The following is a 17,891-nucleotide window of genomic DNA, read 5'->3' as shown; positions in this document are numbered from 1 at the left end:
AAACTTCACATTAGAATATAGGTTAAGTCCTCGATCTATTAGTATCTGTCAGCTCCACGTGTCACCACGCTTCCACCTCAGACCTATCAACCTGATCATCTTTCAGGGATCTTACTTCCTTGCGGAATGGGAAATCTCATCTTGAGGGGGGCTTCATGCTTAGATGCTTTCAGCACTTATCCCGTCCGCACATAGCTACCCAGCGATGCCCTTGGCAGAACAACTGGTACACCAGCGGTGCGTCCATCCCGGTCCTCTCGTACTAAGGACAGCTCCTCTCAAATTTCCTGCGCCCGCGACGGATAGGGACCGAACTGTCTCACGACGTTCTGAACCCAGCTCGCGTACCGCTTTAATGGGCGAACAGCCCAACCCTTGGGACCGACTACAGCCCCAGGATGCGATGAGCCGACATCGAGGTGCCAAACCTCCCCGTCGATGTGGACTCTTGGGGGAGATAAGCCTGTTATCCCCGGGGTAGCTTTTATCCGTTGAGCGATGGCCCTTCCATGCGGAACCACCGGATCACTAAGCCCGACTTTCGTCCCTGCTCGACTTGTAGGTCTCGCAGTCAAGCTCCCTTGTGCCTTTACACTCTGCGAATGATTTCCAACCATTCTGAGGGAACCTTTGGGCGCCTCCGTTACATTTTAGGAGGCGACCGCCCCAGTCAAACTGCCCACCTGACACTGTCTCCCTGCCCGATAAGGGCAGCGGGTTAGAAGGTCAATACAGCCAGGGTAGTATCCCACCGATGCCTCCACCGAAGCTAGCGCTCCGGTTTCCAAGGCTCCTACCTATCCTGTACAAGCTGTACCAACATTCAATATCAGGCTGCAGTAAAGCTCCACGGGGTCTTTCCGTCCTGTCGCGGGTAACCTGCATCTTCACAGGTACTATAATTTCACCGAGTCTCTCGTTGAGACAGTGCCCAGATCGTTGCGCCTTTCGTGCGGGTCGGAACTTACCCGACAAGGAATTTCGCTACCTTAGGACCGTTATAGTTACGGCCGCCGTTTACTGGGGCTTCAATTCGCACCTTCGCTTACGCTAAGCGCTCCTCTTAACCTTCCAGCACCGGGCAGGCGTCAGCCCCTATACTTCGCCTTACGGCTTCGCAGAGACCTGTGTTTTTGCTAAACAGTCGCCTGGGCCTATTCACTGCGGCTTCTCGGGGCTTTAACACCCTAAGAAGCACCCCTTCTCCCGAAGTTACGGGGTCATTTTGCCGAGTTCCTTAACGAGAGTTCTCTCGATCACCTTAGGATTCTCTCCTCGCCTACCTGTGTCGGTTTGCGGTACGGGCACCTCTCACCTCGCTAGAGGCTTTTCTTGGCAGTGTGGAATCAGGAACTTCGCTACTAAATTTCGCTCGCCATCACAGCTCAGCCTTTACGGGAAACGGATTTGCCTATTTCCCAGCCTAACTGCTTGGACGCGGATATCCAATACCGCGCTTACCCTATCCTCCTGCGTCCCCCCATTGCTCAAATGGTGAGGAGGTGGTACAGGAATATCAACCTGTTGTCCATCGCCTACGCCTTTCGGCCTCGGCTTAGGTCCCGACTAACCCTGAGCGGACGAGCCTTCCTCAGGAAACCTTAGGCATTCGGTGGACGGGATTCTCACCCGTCTTTCGCTACTCATACCGGCATTCTCACTTCTAAGCGCTCCACCAGTCCTTCCGGTCTGGCTTCACAGCCCTTAGAACGCTCTCCTACCACTGTTCGTAAGAACAGTCCGCAGCTTCGGTGATACGTTTAGCCCCGGTACATTTTCGGCGCAGAGTCACTCGACCAGTGAGCTATTACGCACTCTTTAAATGGTGGCTGCTTCTAAGCCAACATCCTGGTTGTCTAAGCAACTCCACATCCTTTTCCACTTAACGTATACTTTGGGACCTTAGCTGGCGGTCTGGGCTGTTTCCCTTTCGACTACGGATCTTATCACTCGCAGTCTGACTCCCAAGGATAAGTCATCGGCATTCGGAGTTTGACTGAATTCGGTAACCCGGTAGGGGCCCCTAGTCCAATCAGTGCTCTACCTCCGAGACTCTTACCTTGAGGCTAGCCCTAAAGCTATTTCGGAGAGAACCAGCTATCTCCAGGTTCGATTGGCATTTCACCCCTACCCACACCTCATCCCCGCACTTTTCAACGTGCGTGGGTTCGGGCCTCCATTCAGTGTTACCTGAACTTCACCCTGGACATGGGTAGATCACCTGGTTTCGGGTCTACGACCACGTACTCATGCGCCCTATTCAGACTCGCTTTCGCTGCGGCTCCGCATCTTCTGCTTAACCTTGCACGGGATCGTAACTCGCCGGTTCATTCTACAAAAGGCACGCCATCACCCGTTAACGGGCTCTGACTACTTGTAGGCACACGGTTTCAGGATCTATTTCACTCCCCTTCCGGGGTGCTTTTCACCTTTCCCTCACGGTACTGGTTCACTATCGGTCACTAGGGAGTATTTAGCCTTGGGAGATGGTCCTCCCGGATTCCGACGGAATTTCACGTGTTCCGCCGTACTCAGGATCCACTCTGGAGAGAACAATATTTCAGTTACAGGGCTGTTACCTTCTTTGGCGGGCCTTTCCAGACCTCTTCGCTTATATCATTCCTTTGTAACTCCGTATAGAGTGTCCTACAACCCCAAGAGGCAAGCCTCTTGGTTTGGGCTGTTCCCGTTTCGCTCGCCGCTACTCAGGGAATCGCATTTGCTTTCTCTTCCTCCGGGTACTTAGATGTTTCAGTTCCCCGGGTATGCCTTCTCATACTCTATGTATTCAAGTATGGATACTACTCCATTACGAGCAGTGGGTTTCCCCATTCGGAAATCTCCGGATCAAAGCTTGCTTACAGCTCCCCGAAGCATATCGGTGTTCGTCCCGTCCTTCATCGGCTCCTAGTGCCAAGGCATCCACCGTGCGCCCTTTCTAACTTAACCATTTCTTACTTTAGAAAGAATCACTATGTGTGATGAACTTTGCATTGCATTCAATGTGAATGTATTACTTATTGTTATCTAGTTTTCAAAGAACAATCCTGTCTCGCTAGAGACATGTTTTGAAGGAATGATCCTTCAAAACTAAACAAGACGAAAACGTACGCTGCTCCATATATCCTTAGAAAGGAGGTGATCCAGCCGCACCTTCCGATACGGCTACCTTGTTACGACTTCACCCCAATCATCTGCCCCACCTTCGGCGGCTGGCTCCATAAAGGTTACCTCACCGACTTCGGGTGTTGCAAACTCTCGTGGTGTGACGGGCGGTGTGTACAAGGCCCGGGAACGTATTCACCGCGGCATGCTGATCCGCGATTACTAGCGATTCCAGCTTCACGCAGTCGAGTTGCAGACTGCGATCCGAACTGAGAACAGATTTATGGGATTGGCTAAACCTTGCGGTCTTGCAGCCCTTTGTTCTGTCCATTGTAGCACGTGTGTAGCCCAGGTCATAAGGGGCATGATGATTTGACGTCATCCCCACCTTCCTCCGGTTTGTCACCGGCAGTCACCTTAGAGTGCCCAACTGAATGCTGGCAACTAAGATCAAGGGTTGCGCTCGTTGCGGGACTTAACCCAACATCTCACGACACGAGCTGACGACAACCATGCACCACCTGTCACTCTGTCCCCGAAGGGAAAGCCCTATCTCTAGGGTTGTCAGAGGATGTCAAGACCTGGTAAGGTTCTTCGCGTTGCTTCGAATTAAACCACATGCTCCACCGCTTGTGCGGGCCCCCGTCAATTCCTTTGAGTTTCAGTCTTGCGACCGTACTCCCCAGGCGGAGTGCTTAATGCGTTAGCTGCAGCACTAAGGGGCGGAAACCCCCTAACACTTAGCACTCATCGTTTACGGCGTGGACTACCAGGGTATCTAATCCTGTTCGCTCCCCACGCTTTCGCTCCTCAGCGTCAGTTACAGACCAGAGAGTCGCCTTCGCCACTGGTGTTCCTCCACATCTCTACGCATTTCACCGCTACACGTGGAATTCCACTCTCCTCTTCTGCACTCAAGTTTCCCAGTTTCCAATGACCCTCCCCGGTTGAGCCGGGGGCTTTCACATCAGACTTAAGAAACCGCCTGCGAGCCCTTTACGCCCAATAATTCCGGACAACGCTTGCCACCTACGTATTACCGCGGCTGCTGGCACGTAGTTAGCCGTGGCTTTCTGGTTAGGTACCGTCAAGGTGCGAGCAGTTACTCTCGCACTTGTTCTTCCCTAACAACAGAGCTTTACGATCCGAAAACCTTCATCACTCACGCGGCGTTGCTCCGTCAGACTTTCGTCCATTGCGGAAGATTCCCTACTGCTGCCTCCCGTAGGAGTCTGGGCCGTGTCTCAGTCCCAGTGTGGCCGATCACCCTCTCAGGTCGGCTACGCATCGTCGCCTTGGTGAGCCATTACCCCACCAACTAGCTAATGCGCCGCGGGTCCATCTGTAAGTGACAGCCGAAACCGTCTTTCATCCTTGAACCATGCGGTTCAAGGAACTATCCGGTATTAGCTCCGGTTTCCCGGAGTTATCCCAGTCTTACAGGCAGGTTACCCACGTGTTACTCACCCGTCCGCCGCTAACATCCGGGAGCAAGCTCCCTTCTGTCCGCTCGACTTGCATGTATTAGGCACGCCGCCAGCGTTCGTCCTGAGCCAGGATCAAACTCTCCGAGGTATGCAGGATGCATATCACACATGCGTTGCTACACGATGTAGCGAACTTAGCATGTGATCATTTCCTGCCTCGCCAGTTTGACTGACTACCTATGAAGTATCATAGGATTTTTTTATAAAAACTCGAATTAACAGGTACGTTTTGTCTTGTTTAGTTTTCAAAGATCATCTTCGTTATCGCTCAGAGGCGACTTTCTTAATATAACATTTGAGCACCGTGTGCGTCAAGCGTTTTTTAGAATTTCTTTTTGTCAGCTTTTCTTTCAAAGCAACTCAGTTGCTCGTTAGCGACGTTTAATAATATACCATCATAATATTCATGCGTCAATATCTTTTTTCACAAAATATCCTCGATGATAGATTTTTTGTCCCTTTGTCTCAATCGGCTCCACTTGAACAATTCCTTTTTCCACAAAGAAATCAATCATGACGCTAAGGTCAGGCGTGAAATACTTTAGATCAGGGTGTGCAAGAAGCTCACCAAAAAGCCATATATCCTTCTGTTCCATGACATGACGCAAATGAGCGGCACCAATTTCTGCTTTTGAATGGATCAAAAAATCATTTGCTAAAAATAAAAGTTCCAAACGTTTATGCAGACTTTCATGGCTTTCAATCAGTTCTGAGTAAAGTTTGTATACTTCAGGTTCCATATGACGCACTTGGTTCCAAACGGTCACTTCTGGGTGGAAGCCTTTATCAATTACTTCAATACGTGCTAGGTGATGCAGGGCATGCACAATGGAATTATATGCATCAAGGAATTGATTTGACTCAAAAAATGCTTTTCCTTCTATATATCTGCGAATGAGCTTGCCATATTCTAAACCGATTTTGAGCTTGCGGTTTGAAAACGGGAATGTACTTAGTTCATCAATTAAGTTGAAGATATATTCATTTCGATCAAACAGGACTTTTCCATTCAAAATCCAATCGATGATTCGGCGGTTAGTGCCGAGGGTAATCCATTCCTTCAGTTGATCATCTGTGACAACATTTAAAGAAGCTGTTTGGTGATCGGATTCATAGTGCTTGATAAATAACGGCTCTTCCGCTTCTTTTACGATGACCAAAAGTGCTGCATCAAAGTTATCCGTCTCAGAAGATACTTTATGTCTTCTTTCTACTATAATCACAGCTAATGTGTCTGGATGGCTTGCTCTCTCTTGATAAATAGGACGGAGAAGATTTTCCATAGTGATTCCTCCAATACTCGGGTGTAAGGTTCTTCTCTAATGCTATGTATTTCTCCTCATAGAATCAAAATTCCTTCAATACATGAAAAAAGATCATTGAATCATTATAAGCAATTTATTCACAAAACTCTATAACTAATTCAAACGGAAAGGTAAAATGTGCTATATTGGAGATAAGGGGGACTAGGGATGGCGAAATACTCCAGTAAGATTAATAAAATCAGAACATTTGCACTTAGTTTGGTTTTTGTTGGCTTTCTGATCATGTATATCGGTGTATTCTTCAAGGAATCGATTTGGCTGTCGACTTTCTTTATGCTGCTTGGCGTCTTATCGATTGGATTAAGTACAGCCGTTTACTTTTGGATTGGTATGCTTTCTACGAAGGCAGTACGTGTCGTTTGTCCAGGCTGTGAGAAGGAAACAAAAGTGCTTGGGCGGGTGGACATGTGCATGCATTGCAGGGAGCCGCTTACACTTGATCCAGCATTAGAAGGTAAAGAGTTTGATGAATCCTACAATCGAAAAAAGTCATAAAAATAAGCTGACCATTTAAACGGTCAGCTTTTTCATTAATGATTTTCTTTTTTCGCACATTCTTGACAAGTACCATAGATCTCCAAGCGATGATGACTGACTTTAAAGCCCGTCACATGGGATGCAAGCTGTTCAACTTCATCAAGGCCAGGATAGTGAAAGTCCACAATTTTTCCGCAGTTTTCACAAATCGCATGGTAGTGGTCAGATGTCGCAAAATCAAATCGGCTTGAGGAATCACCATACGTTAATTCCTTTACTAATCCAGATTCCCGGAAGACTCGTAAATTGTTGTAAACCGTTGCGACACTCATATTTGGAAATTTTCCTTCAAGTGCTTTATATATATCGTCCGCGGTTGGGTGTGTCATAGAATTTACGAGAAACTCCAAGATGGCATGGCGCTGCGGGGTAATTCGAACACCGGTTTCTTTTAGAGCATCTAAAGCGTCTTTTAGTTCGTGAGCAGCCATTTCATCATGCACCTCTCTTCAAAAATATTCTTATATTATAATCTTTATAAATAGTGTACCCCCAGAGCCGAAACTTTGTCAATTACAATCCTCTTTTTTACCTATTCTTCTTTACAAAAAAGACCGGCATGACTGCCGATCTCATCCTGTGAGGATATTAAGCGTGAGCTTTCAATTCCTCAAGCGCTTCCTCTACGTGGTCTTTTACCTTTACTTTTCGCCATTCTTTCACAAGCGTGCCTTCTTTATTAATAAGAAACGTTGAACGCTCGATTCCCATATATTCTTTGCCAAAATTCTTTTTCAGCTTCCATACCCCAAAGGCTTCAGACAATTTCTGTTCATCGTCTACAAGAAGAAGAAACGGCAAATCATGTTTTTCTTTAAACTTTTGGTGCTTGTCCTGACTGTCTGGGCTTACGCCGATAATGACAGCATCTAATTCTGCAAAGCTTTGATGGCGGTCGCGGAAATCACATGCTTCTGTTGTACAGCCTGGTGTCATATCTTTTGGATAGAAATAAAGAACAATATGTTTTCCTTTAAAATCAGAAAGCTTTACTTTCTCCCCATTGTCACCGGTTAATTCAATGTCAGGTACTTGCTGCCCTACTTCGATTGTCATGACACAATCCCTCCAACCTATTTTTTAATTAGCCTATCCAATTTTGAGAGGATATTCAACTAAGGACGCTTGCATCGGCATGTTAAAATAATGATAGACGACGTGATACGTTGAGATAGGAGGCTATTTATGAAATTCACAGAATCAGAAAAATTACATCAAGAGGCGCTGGAGCACATTGTTGGGGGTGTCAACAGCCCGTCTCGTTCATATAAGGCAGTAGGCGGCGGTTCACCCGTTGCGATGGAAAGAGGAGAAGGCGCTTATTTTTGGGATGTTGACGGAAACCGCTATATCGATTATCTGGCAGCATACGGTCCAATTATTACAGGACATGCCCACCCGCATATTACAAAAGCCATCACGAAAGCGGCTGAAACAGGTGTCCTTTACGGAACACCAACGAAGCATGAAGTCACTTTTGCTAAAATGCTGAAGGAAGCCATGCCTGCTTTAGACAAAGTTCGTTTTGTCAATTCAGGTACAGAAGCGGTGATGACAACAATTCGAGTGGCTCGCGCATATACAGGCAGAACAAAAATCATTAAGTTTGCCGGATGCTATCACGGCCACTCTGATCTTGTGCTAGTGGCTGCAGGCTCTGGTCCTTCCACTTTAGGAACACCCGATTCCGCGGGCGTACCAAAGAGTATCGCCAATGAAGTCATTACCGTTCCATTTAATGATATTGACAGCTATAAAGAAGCATTAGATCGCTGGGGAGATGAAATAGCAGCTGTCCTTGTCGAGCCAATTGTCGGGAACTTTGGCATCGTAGAGCCTAAGGACGGTTTCCTGCAGCAGGTCAATGACCTCACACATGAAAAAGGCGCACTGGTGATTTATGATGAAGTCATTACCGCTTTCCGCTTTATGTATGGTGGTGCACAGGACTTGCTTCAAGTTAAACCTGACCTCACTGCATTAGGAAAAATCATTGGCGGTGGCCTTCCTATCGGCGCTTACGGCGGTAAAAAAGAAATTATGGAACAAGTTGCCCCGCTTGGACCAGCCTATCAAGCTGGCACAATGGCAGGAAACCCTGCATCCATTCTTTCAGGTATTGCCTGCTTGGAATTGTTAAAAGAAGACGGCGTTTACGAGCGTCTTGATCAGCTTGGCGCTATGTTAGAAGAAGGCATTTTAGCCCATGCCAAAAAGCATCAAGTAGATATTACAGTGAATCGCTTAAAAGGAGCGCTCACAATTTATTTCACAACAGAAACGATTGTGAACTACGAGCAGGCTGAAAATACGGATGGCGAAATGTTTGCCCGTTTCTTCAAATTAATGCTCGCGCAAGGCATTAACCTCGCTCCTTCTAAATATGAAGCTTGGTTCTTAACGATCGCACATACTGAAAAAGATATTTCTGAGACGTTGCAAGCAGTAGATCATGCATTTGCACAGCTGAAACAATCATAATGAAGTCCAAAACAGGCGTAAAAACATGCGTCTGTTTTTTTATTTACCAGCTCTTGTTTGTCAAAAGCGTGCGAATCTGTTACATTTCTTCTCAATACCTTCTTTTGATGTTTTCATGAACTTTCAAAAATCACTTGAATATTTCGGAAGACCGCTGTATATTACTTAGTTGTTTCATCAAAATATGAATGATAAATGACGAGTGATCATCTATTATCGAAAAGAAAGGAATGCAGGGACAAAACCAATGAAACTTGGAGCCCGTATTTTAAAAACTGGTATTGCCATTGTACTCGCGCTTTACCTGGCAACATGGCTTGGGTTGCCAACGCCCGTCTTCGCGGGAATTGCAGCTGTATTTGCTATCCAGCCATCTATTTATCGATCTTTTTTAACCATTGTTGATCAAGTGCAAGCCAATATTATTGGAGCAGCGCTTGCCATTACGTTCGGTCTGCTTTTTGGCACAGGACCAGTCATTATCGGTTTAACCGCCGTCATGGTCATCGCCATTAATTTAAAGCTGAAGATTGAACACACGATTCCGATTGCACTTGTAACCGTCATCGCGATTTTAGAAAGTGCAGGGGATCATTTCCTTTCCTTTGCCCTAATCCGAACAGCTACTGTGGTGTTAGGAGTTCTTTCTTCATTTTTAGTGAATTTAATCTTCCTGCCGCCAAAATATGAAACAAAACTTGTTCATCACATTATGGAAAATACGGAGGAGATTTTAAAATGGATCCGTCTGAGCTCCAGACAGTCTACTGATCATTCCACATTAAAGGATGACATCGATCAAATAAAAGAACGCATGATCAAATTAGATCATATTTACTTGCTATACAAAGAAGAACGAAGCTATTTAAAGAAAACCACGTATGTCAAATCAAGAAAGCTTGTTTTGTTCAGGCAGGCCATTATGACATCGAATCGCGCTCTGTATTTGCTGAAAAAGCTTCATAAATTAGAAAATGAAATTCATTTAATGCCAGAGCATTTCAGGGAAAGCTTAACGGATGAAATTGATTATTTACTGTATTGGCATGAGCGCACATTGATGAAATTCGTCGGAAAAATGAAGCCGCAGGATGATGAATTTCAAAATGAATGCTCTCTTCGCCTTGAGACGTTAACGAAATCATTTATTCAGCATCAGCAAAACCAAGAAAACGACTTACTCGATTACAACATGCTGAATGTCATGTCCAGCATCATCGAATACCGTGATGAATTAGAGCATTTAGATACATTGATTACAAGCTTCCAGACGTATCACCCAAAAGATAGTGAAATTGAGACAGAAGAAAAAGAAGCATAAACAGAAAAGACCGATTCCTAGAATCGGTCTTAAATTGTTGACAAAGAGCTAAAATGATCTTGATTTTAGCTCTTTGTCTTCTTTTCAGCGTAACCTGAAAACCTTTGCAGTCTAGGAAGAACGAGTACCGGAGCGGAGCGAATTGAGTATTCGTGAGCACCGGCACGCAGGACTGACACCGAATGCGAGGGTTTGCCTGCGCGCTGAGACCGATTCTGAGAATCGGTCTTATTTTATTTTCTTCATTTTCGGATCCAGCGTGTCTCTTAATCCATCCCCCATCAGATTAAAGCCTAGAACCGTCAGCATGATCGCTATTCCTGGGAAGAATAATGTCCAGGGGGCTTGAACGAGATAAGGTCTCGCATCGGCGAGCATTTTCCCCCATTCTGGACTTGGCGCCTGTGCACCTAATCCTAAAAAGCCTAAAGCCGCTGCCTCAATAATTGCCGTTCCGATCGCTAGCGTCGCCTGGACGATGACTGGCACCATACTATTTGGCAGAATGTGACGCAGTACGATGCGGCGGTGTGACATCCCAACCGCCTTTGCTGCCAGAACGTATTCTTCTTGTTTAATACTCAGCACTTTTGAACGAACGAGCCGTCCAAAGGTTGGGACATTAATAATCGCAATGGCAATAAGGGCATTTTGTAAGGAGGGGCCTAGGATGGAGACAATAGCAATCGCTAATAGAATGCTAGGAAAAGCGAGTAAAATATCAAACAGTCTGGAGATCACAGCATCTAGCACTCTTCCGCCATAGCCTGCTATCAATCCAAGCAGTGTGCCTAAAATGACAGACCCGAGAACCGAGAAGAAACCGACCCATAAGGAAATCCGTGCTCCATGCACAACTCTTGAAAATATATCTCTGCCGAAATCATCCGTACCAAACCAGTGCGTAGCTGAAGGGGCACTAAATCGCTCACCAAGTGATTGCTCATTGATTCCATAAGGAGCAATGAGCGGTGCAAAGATCGCTAGGATCAGAAATAAAAAGACAATCACACTGCCAATGACCGCCAGCTTGTGCTGAAAGAACTGCTTCATTGATTCAAGAATCAATGATTGAGAGCGTTCATCTTTTGGCTGAGGTGGTTCAAGCTCTTTTTGTGCTTCCATATTGTCACTCTCCCTCCCTAATATTTAATCCTTGGATCAATGACCGCATACAAGATGTCCACAATGAAATTGATCAGGACAAATATAAGCGCAACGACAAGAATACCTGTTTGAATGACTGGGTAATCACGATAACTGATGGCGTCATATATATACCGGCCAATTCCCGGCCAAGCAAAAATGGTTTCTGTTAAAATCGCTCCACCAAGCAAGAGCCCCGTCTGAAGACCAATAATCGTCAAGATCGGAATGAGCGCATTTTTCAGGCCATGCTGATAAATGATGAAAAATGAACGTACTCCTTTTGCTTTTGCTGTTCGAATAAAGTCTGAATGAAGCACTTCCAGCATACTTGCCCTTGTAATTCTCGCAATAATTGCTGCAGGGATTGTGGCGAGTGCTGTACTTGGTAAGATCAAATGCTTGATGCTGTCAGTGAATTGATCAAACCGGCCCTGCAAAAGCGTGTCCAGTGTATGAATATACGTGATCGACTCGACTGGATTCCTTACATCTTCTCGGCCTGTTGTCGGCAAAATACCTAATTCGATCGAGAACAGCCACTGCCCCATTAAGCCTAACCAGAAAATCGGCATGGACACTCCGATGAGTGCAATAAACATCGCGGCATAATCAAAGAAAGAATGCTTAAACCAAGCACTAATGATTCCGGCATTCACTCCCACAACAATCGCCAGCACCATGGCAAAAAAGGTCAATTCTAACGTCGCAAATAAGTAGGGCTTCATTTCCTGGGCAATAGCCGCTCCTGTTCGAATGGAAGTTCCTAAATCCCCTTTTAAAAGGCCAAGCATATAATGACCGTATTGAACGTACCATGGCTGATCTAAACCGAGCTGGATCGTTAATTGTTCTACTGCCTCTTTCGTAGCCCGCTGTCCTAAGATGACCTGCGCTGGATTTCCAGGTATAAAACGAATAATTGAAAACACGACCAATGTCATTCCGATGAGTACTGGGATGAGCATTCCTGCCCGCTTCATACAATAAGCAAACAAACAGCTTTCACCGCCTTTTTCTTTGTTTGAATAAGGGAGATACAAGATCTCCCTTATTTGCTTATTCGAAATACACGTCAGTTAAAGCTTCTGAACCAGTTGGATGCGGCTGGTAGCCTTTTAAATCATTAGATGCGGCAAGCATTGGAATTGAATGCACCAATGGAATCCAAGGCGCTTCGTCATGAATGATTTCCTGCGCTTTTTTATACAGCTCATTTCGTTTCTTTTGATCTGTGTCTGTTTGCGCTTCAATGAGGATGTCATGCATTTTATCGTTTTCGAAGAATGTATAGTTGTTACCGCCAATGCTGTCTTTGTCCAGCAGCGTGTAAATGAAATTATCAGGATCGCCATTGTCCCCTGTCCAGCCTAATAAGAACACATCTGCTTCCCCTTTACTTGCTTTATCTAAATAGGTGGCCCAGTCATATGTCACAATTTCTGCTTTGACGCCGACCTTTTCAAAATTTGACTGAATGACTTCTGCTACCTTCATTCCATCTGGCATATATGGACGCGGTACAGGCATTGCCCAAAGCTTGATGCGAAAGCCGTCAGGGAAGCCCGCTTCTTTTAATAGTTCTTTCGCTTTTTCTGGATCATACGGATATGGCTCAATGTCGTCATTGTAGCCTTCTAAAGCAGGCGGCAATGGATTTTTTGCTGGCTCAGCAAGTCCGCCATAAAATGACTCAATAATCGATTCTTTATCGACCGCATAATTGAGTGCCTGACGAACGAGCTTGTTATCAAGCGGCTTTCTTGTGACAGTCAGTCCGATATAGCCTACGTTCATCGATGGTCTTTCAATGAGCTGGAGTGCTTTGTCGGTTTTAATGCCATCTAAATCTGACGGATTCACGCCATCCATTAAGTCGATCTCGCCTGTTTTAAGGGCATTTAAACGAGCAGAGTTTTCTGGAATGGAGCGGAAGATGATTTGATTCAGCTTTGGCTTATCCTTCTGCCAATAATCCTCGTTTTTTTCTAACACGATACGGTCGTTTTGCTTCCACTCTTTAAACTTGAATGGTCCTGTCCCCACTGGATTTTCTCTAAATGAATCGCCGCTTTTTTCAACAGCCGCTGGACTTGCGATGCCAAATGGTGACATAGCAATGTTTTTGAGGAATGTCGCCTGCGGGCGCTTTAGCTGAAATTCAATTTCATGCTCGCCTTTGACGATGATGTCTTTAATGACATGCCCTTTATCTTTTTTATAGCCGCCAAACATCCCATAGTAAGGAAACTTTTCTGCGTCTCCATTCATCCAGCGCTCAAAATTGAATTTCACTGCTTCTGCGTTAAAGTCTGTACCATCGTGGAATTTCACACCTTTTCTTAAGTAGAACGTGTATGATTTTCCGTCCTTTGCAACATCCCATTCTGTTGCGAGGCCAGGATGGATGGTCGTGTCTTTCTCACCGTAATTCAAGAGCTTTTCAAATATATTCTCTGTGACCTTAAAGGTTTCGCCTTCTGTTGTTGTGATTGGATCTAGTGAAGTGGAATCTCCCCCTCTGCCAAATACGAGGGTATCTTTTGTTGCCTTTTCTTCTGATGTCGGTGAAGACGAGCATCCCCCTAAAAAGAGCGCCAGTGCCAGCACAAAAATGAAACTACTGAATAACCATGTCTTCTTCATTGTGTTCCTCCTTTTGATATAAATAACACGCGGCTGCGTGCCCTGGTGCCTCCTCATACAAAGCAGGAACTGCTTTCAGGCATTTCTCCCATCTTTTTGGACACCTTTTGTAGAAAGGACAGCCGCCGCGTTCCGTCATTGTGGTCTCTTCTGCTGCCACATCTTGCGCCTCTAGTACGTGATCCATATGTGGAATGGATTTCAGAAGCAGCGACGTATAGGGATGAAGCGGACTGTGAAACACATCTTCGGCAGGCCCCATCTCCACAATGCGCCCAGCATACATGACGGCGATCCGGTCGCTCATATATCTGACAACCCCAAGGTCGTGAGAAATAAACAGATACGTCAGAGAAAGCGTCTTTTGCAATTCAAGCATCAAATTCAAAATTTGCGCTTGAACGGATACATCCAAAGCCGAAACTGGTTCATCGGCAATGACAAGACTTGGGTGCGTAATAAGTGCTCTAGCAATACCGATACGCTGCCTTTGCCCGCCGCTGAATTGATGCGCATAACGTTCTCCGTAGGAAGGATCAAATCCAACAATATGCAGCATCTCTTTTACCCGTTTCCGTCTTTCTGCTTTCGTCCCATGCTGATGGACAATCAGGGGTTCCTCTAAAATATCTTTGATTTTCATTCTTGGATTTAAAGAAGCATATGGATCTTGAAAGATCATTTGAATGTCTTTTCTTAAGGAACGCATGTCTCGTTCTTTTAGAAGGGTGATCTCCTGCCCTTTTAATTGAATAGAGCCTGACGTCGGTTCAGTCAATCTCATTAGGCTTTTGCCAAGTGTTGATTTCCCGCAGCCTGATTCACCAACAATGCCAAGCGTTTCTCCTTCCTTCACGTGAAAGGACACTTGATTTAAAGCCAAAGTCGATTGTTTATGTTTAGAAAAAAAAGCGGCTGTGTCATACCGTTTTGTCAGCTGATTCACTTGCAAAAGTGGGTGACTCAGTGTCTTCTCCTCCTTCCATTAGAAAACATGCCACGCGGTGATTCTGTTCAATGGATTGTAAGGCTGGATCTTTTTCAAGACATTGCGCCATTTGATATGGGCAGCGTGGTGCAAATTGACAGCCGGACCGGATGGCCCCTGGCTTAGGCACATGACCTGCAATAGAGATGAGCTTTTCTTTTTTCTCTTTAAACGATGGAACTGAGGCGAAAAGACCTTTCGTGTAGGGATGCAGAGGTTTTTGAAAAATACGGTCAACGGTTCCTTCTTCTACAATTCGACCGGCATACATAATCATGACTCGCTGGCATATTTGCCGCACGACGCCTAGATCATGGGTAATAAATAAAATAGCAGTGTCCATCTCTTCGTTCAGCTTTTTGAGCAGACGAAGGATTTGCGCTTGAATGGTCACATCAAGTGCAGTTGTCGGTTCATCAGCGATCATAAGCTTTGGGTGACAAAGCATTGCCATTGCAATCATCACACGCTGGCGCATGCCGCCTGATAATTCGTGTGGATATTTTTTAAGTAACGATTCTGCTTGCTTCAACCCAACTGTTTGAAGAAGATCAATCGCCTTCGCTTTTGCTTCTTTCTGACCGATTGCTTGATGTGTAAAAAGGGCTTCCGTCATTTGTTTGCCGATGGTCATTAATGGGTTCAGAGAGGTCATAGGCTCTTGGAAAATCATTGAAATGTCATTTCCTCTTATCTCTCGCCACTGCTTCTCTGAAAGTGACAGCAGATTTTGCCCTTCGAAGTGAACCTCGCCCGTTGTATCGGTTTGCTGATTCAGTCCCATTAATGACATGCTTGTGATACTTTTCCCGCAGCCTGATTCACCCACAATCCCTAACGTTTCCCCTTTTTGAATCGAGAAAGATATGTGATGGACGATGGGCACTTTTTGCTTTTTCTGCTGAAACGCAATGGACAGCTGTTTGACATCTAGCAGCACGTCTTGTTCTTTCACATATTCACCACCCCGTCATACTTTTTAAAATTGTATTGAGACAAGCTGGGAAATATGTCATGTTTTTGACAAGCATAAAAAAGCCTATCCGCTAGAATCGGATAGGCTTCTACTAATTTAAAGTTTGAATGGTAAATAAATGACGATAGTGGCTGTCTTGGTTCATTAATTCTTCGTGTGTTCCTTTTTCCACAATTTCGCCTTGTTCCATGACCACAATTTGGTCAGCATGTGTAATGGTTGATAATCTGTGTGCGACAATAAAGGTTGTGCGATCCTTCGCCAGCTTTTGCATCGCTTCTTGAATGTAATGCTCACTTTCTAAATCAAGTGCGGACGTCGCTTCGTCTAAAATCAAAAGCGGTGGATTTTTAAGAAATACCCTTGCAATGGAAATCCGCTGTTTTTGTCCGCCTGACAGCTTCACGCCCCGTTCTCCTACTTTCGTGTCATATCCTTCAGGAAGAGACATAATAAAATCATGCGCATTTGCCGCTTTTGCAGCCGACACGATATTTTCAAAAGGTGCTTCAGGGTCTCCAACCGCAATATTTTCTTTAATCGTGCCACTGAATAGGAATGTATCCTGCAGCACCATTCCGACTTGATTTCGGAGACTTCTTGCTTTGTACTCTTTTATATCTATGCCGTCAATTTCAAGTGACCCGTTTGTGACATCATAAAACCTTGGAATTAAGCTGACGAGTGTCGACTTCCCTCCACCGCTCATTCCTACAAGCGCAACCGTTTGTCCTTTTTCTACTTTCAAGGAGATATTGTGCAGAATCTCTTCCTGCGTGTGTTCATAACGAAACGACACATTTTTAAACTCTACCTCTCCTTTTAAATGATTGGCTTCTTTTGCATTCGGCCGGTCTGTGACCTCATATGGCTCATCAATAAACTCAAAGATCCGATCCATTGATGCAACGGACTGGGTTAACGTCGTGGATGAGTTAATGAGACGGCGAATCGGATTGTACATCCGGTCAATATAGCCGACAAAGGCGATCATGGTCCCAATCGACAGCGATCCGTTAATTACTGTGTAGCCAGCAAATGCAATGATTAACAGCGGTGCAATGTCAGTGATGGTATTGACGACGGCAAATGTTTTGGCGTTCCAATTCGTATGGTTGATTGCTTTGTTTAAGAAATTTTTGTTTTCATCATGAAAATTCTCTTGTTCATATTCTTCAATCGCAAAGCTGCGAATGACCGGCATTCCTTGTACCCGCTCATGCAGGTGCCCTTGCACTTCAGCCAGCGCCTGTGACCGCTCTTTTGTCAGCTTACGAAGCCGTCCGTAAAAATACTTTACTGCAAACGCGTATAGCGGAAAAATAATGACAGACACGATGGTGAGCTTCAGATCAAGTGTACACATAATGGCGATCACGATCAGTACAGTCATCATATCCAGCCAAATGTTCATGAGACCTGTGATGACAAATTCCTTTGTCTGCTCCACATCGTTGATCACTCTTGAAATAATTTCTCCTGTTCTCGTGTTGGCATAGTAACGAAGACTTAGCTTTTGAATATGTGAGAACAATTTTTCCCGAATATCAAATAATACCTTACTGCCTGTCCACTGAGCGTAGTATTGTCTATAGTATTCAACAGGCGGCCTCAACACTAAAAATAATACGAGCATGATTCCCATTATGATCAGTAGAGTTGATGTCTTTTCTTCAGCTGACCCCGAGCCTTGAATGACATCATCAATGACATACTTTAAAAGCAGAGGCAAGGTTAAGGGAATCGAAAACTTAATCATTCCGATGACCATTGTCAATGCAATCTGTTTTTTATACGGTGTTACAAAAGCCATGTAGCGTTTAATGACCCCCATGTAAATCTCCTTCCCAATCTATCAGTGCCTCTTATCCGTACGCAG

Annotated in this window: 12 protein-coding genes and 2 rRNA genes; 3 read left to right on the top strand and 11 right to left on the bottom strand. The window is 45.2% G+C overall.

What is annotated here, in order from left to right; genetic code table 11:
• Positions 1-18: 18 nt before the first annotated feature.
• From NSQ25_RS04250 to NSQ25_RS04240, 3 genes are all read right to left on the bottom strand, one after another.
• A 23S ribosomal RNA gene (locus tag NSQ25_RS04250) occupies positions 19-2,949 on the bottom strand.
• Positions 2,950-3,131: 182 nt separating this feature from the next.
• A 16S ribosomal RNA gene (locus NSQ25_RS04245) occupies positions 3,132-4,680 on the bottom strand.
• The 16S and 23S rRNA genes sit together here, the layout of an rRNA operon.
• A 316-nt stretch (positions 4,681-4,996) precedes the next feature.
• On the bottom strand, positions 4,997-5,875 hold the full coding sequence (locus NSQ25_RS04240; RefSeq protein ID WP_024425790.1) for a nucleotidyltransferase-like protein: 879 nt from the start codon (positions 5,873-5,875) through the stop codon (positions 4,997-4,999).
• A gap of 189 nt (positions 5,876-6,064) precedes the next feature.
• On the opposite strand from NSQ25_RS04240, the gene NSQ25_RS04235 reads away from it, so the two are divergent.
• A complete protein-coding gene (locus tag NSQ25_RS04235; RefSeq protein ID WP_024425201.1) occupies positions 6,065-6,412 on the top strand; it encodes a YgzB family protein in 348 nt (115 codons plus the stop codon).
• A gap of 35 nt (positions 6,413-6,447) precedes the next feature.
• Here NSQ25_RS04235 and perR read toward each other — a convergent pair whose 3' ends face one another.
• Both perR and bcp read right to left on the bottom strand, forming a co-directional pair.
• Positions 6,448-6,885: a peroxide-responsive transcriptional repressor PerR gene (gene perR / locus NSQ25_RS04230; RefSeq protein WP_012009347.1), complete on the bottom strand. Its 438-nt coding sequence runs from the start codon at positions 6,883-6,885 to the stop codon at positions 6,448-6,450.
• Between the two features lie 157 nt (positions 6,886-7,042).
• A complete protein-coding gene (gene bcp / locus NSQ25_RS04225; RefSeq protein ID WP_024425791.1) occupies positions 7,043-7,510 on the bottom strand; it encodes a thioredoxin-dependent thiol peroxidase in 468 nt (155 codons plus the stop codon).
• A 129-nt stretch (positions 7,511-7,639) separates the two neighbouring features.
• Here bcp and NSQ25_RS04220 point away from each other — a divergent pair, with 129 nt between their 5' ends.
• Together NSQ25_RS04220 and NSQ25_RS04215 are read left to right on the top strand one after the other, a co-directional pair.
• Entirely contained in the window at positions 7,640-8,935 is a 1,296-nt protein-coding gene (locus NSQ25_RS04220) for a glutamate-1-semialdehyde 2,1-aminomutase (RefSeq protein WP_034284215.1), read from the top strand.
• Between the two features lie 247 nt (positions 8,936-9,182).
• Positions 9,183-10,256, top strand: a complete 1,074-nt coding sequence (locus NSQ25_RS04215; RefSeq protein WP_034284217.1) for an aromatic acid exporter family protein — start codon at positions 9,183-9,185, stop codon at positions 10,254-10,256.
• Between the two features lie 228 nt (positions 10,257-10,484).
• Here the strand turns inward: NSQ25_RS04215 and NSQ25_RS04210 are convergent, their stop codons facing one another.
• From NSQ25_RS04210 to NSQ25_RS04185, 6 genes are all read right to left on the bottom strand, one after another.
• The gene (locus NSQ25_RS04210; RefSeq protein ID WP_070326744.1) at positions 10,485-11,381 is read right to left on the bottom strand and encodes an ABC transporter permease; all 897 of its coding nucleotides are present in this window, start codon (positions 11,379-11,381) and stop codon (positions 10,485-10,487) included.
• Between the two features lie 17 nt (positions 11,382-11,398).
• On the bottom strand, positions 11,399-12,400 hold the full coding sequence (locus NSQ25_RS04205; protein ID WP_070326863.1) for an ABC transporter permease: 1,002 nt from the start codon (positions 12,398-12,400) through the stop codon (positions 11,399-11,401).
• Positions 12,401-12,461: 61 nt separating this feature from the next.
• Entirely contained in the window at positions 12,462-14,048 is a 1,587-nt protein-coding gene (locus NSQ25_RS04200; protein ID WP_070326745.1) for an ABC transporter substrate-binding protein, read from the bottom strand.
• Positions 14,023-15,000, bottom strand: a complete 978-nt coding sequence (locus tag NSQ25_RS04195; RefSeq protein ID WP_080708071.1) for an ABC transporter ATP-binding protein — start codon at positions 14,998-15,000, stop codon at positions 14,023-14,025. The genes NSQ25_RS04200 and NSQ25_RS04195 overlap by 26 nt, the downstream gene beginning before the upstream one ends.
• Positions 14,969-15,991 carry an ABC transporter ATP-binding protein gene (locus NSQ25_RS04190; protein WP_326136672.1) on the bottom strand — a complete coding sequence of 341 codons (1,023 nt, stop codon included), beginning with the start codon at positions 15,989-15,991 and terminating at the stop codon, positions 14,969-14,971. Before NSQ25_RS04190 ends, NSQ25_RS04195 begins: the two co-directional genes overlap by 32 nt.
• Before the next feature lie 112 nt (positions 15,992-16,103).
• Positions 16,104-17,846 carry an ABC transporter ATP-binding protein gene (locus NSQ25_RS04185; protein ID WP_120208561.1) on the bottom strand — a complete coding sequence of 581 codons (1,743 nt, stop codon included), beginning with the start codon at positions 17,844-17,846 and terminating at the stop codon, positions 16,104-16,106.
• Positions 17,847-17,891 lie beyond the last annotated feature (45 nt).

Origin of the sequence: Bacillus sp. FSL R5-0512, assembly GCF_038593295.1 — a bacterium.
Classification (GTDB): domain Bacteria; phylum Bacillota; class Bacilli; order Bacillales; family Bacillaceae; genus Bacillus; species Bacillus safensis.
This window is presented reverse-complemented; position numbering and strand designations above follow the sequence as displayed.

Excerpts from the sequence above, each read along its gene's own strand:
- NSQ25_RS04220 (WP_034284215.1), top strand. The coding sequence starts at position 7,640 with ATGAAATTCACAGAATCAGAAAAATTACATCAAGAGGCGCTGGAGCAC.
- NSQ25_RS04240 (WP_024425790.1), bottom strand. The coding sequence starts at position 5,875 with ATGGAAAATCTTCTCCGTCCTATTTATCAAGAGAGAGCAAGCCATCCA.
- NSQ25_RS04235 (WP_024425201.1), top strand. The coding sequence starts at position 6,065 with ATGGCGAAATACTCCAGTAAGATTAATAAAATCAGAACATTTGCACTT.
- NSQ25_RS04185 (WP_120208561.1), bottom strand. The coding sequence starts at position 17,846 with ATGGGGGTCATTAAACGCTACATGGCTTTTGTAACACCGTATAAAAAA.
- NSQ25_RS04200 (WP_070326745.1), bottom strand. The coding sequence starts at position 14,048 with ATGAAGAAGACATGGTTATTCAGTAGTTTCATTTTTGTGCTGGCACTG.
- bcp (WP_024425791.1), bottom strand. The coding sequence starts at position 7,510 with ATGACAATCGAAGTAGGGCAGCAAGTACCTGACATTGAATTAACCGGT.
- NSQ25_RS04210 (WP_070326744.1), bottom strand. The coding sequence starts at position 11,381 with ATGGAAGCACAAAAAGAGCTTGAACCACCTCAGCCAAAAGATGAACGC.
- NSQ25_RS04215 (WP_034284217.1), top strand. The coding sequence starts at position 9,183 with ATGAAACTTGGAGCCCGTATTTTAAAAACTGGTATTGCCATTGTACTC.
- perR (WP_012009347.1), bottom strand. The coding sequence starts at position 6,885 with ATGGCTGCTCACGAACTAAAAGACGCTTTAGATGCTCTAAAAGAAACC.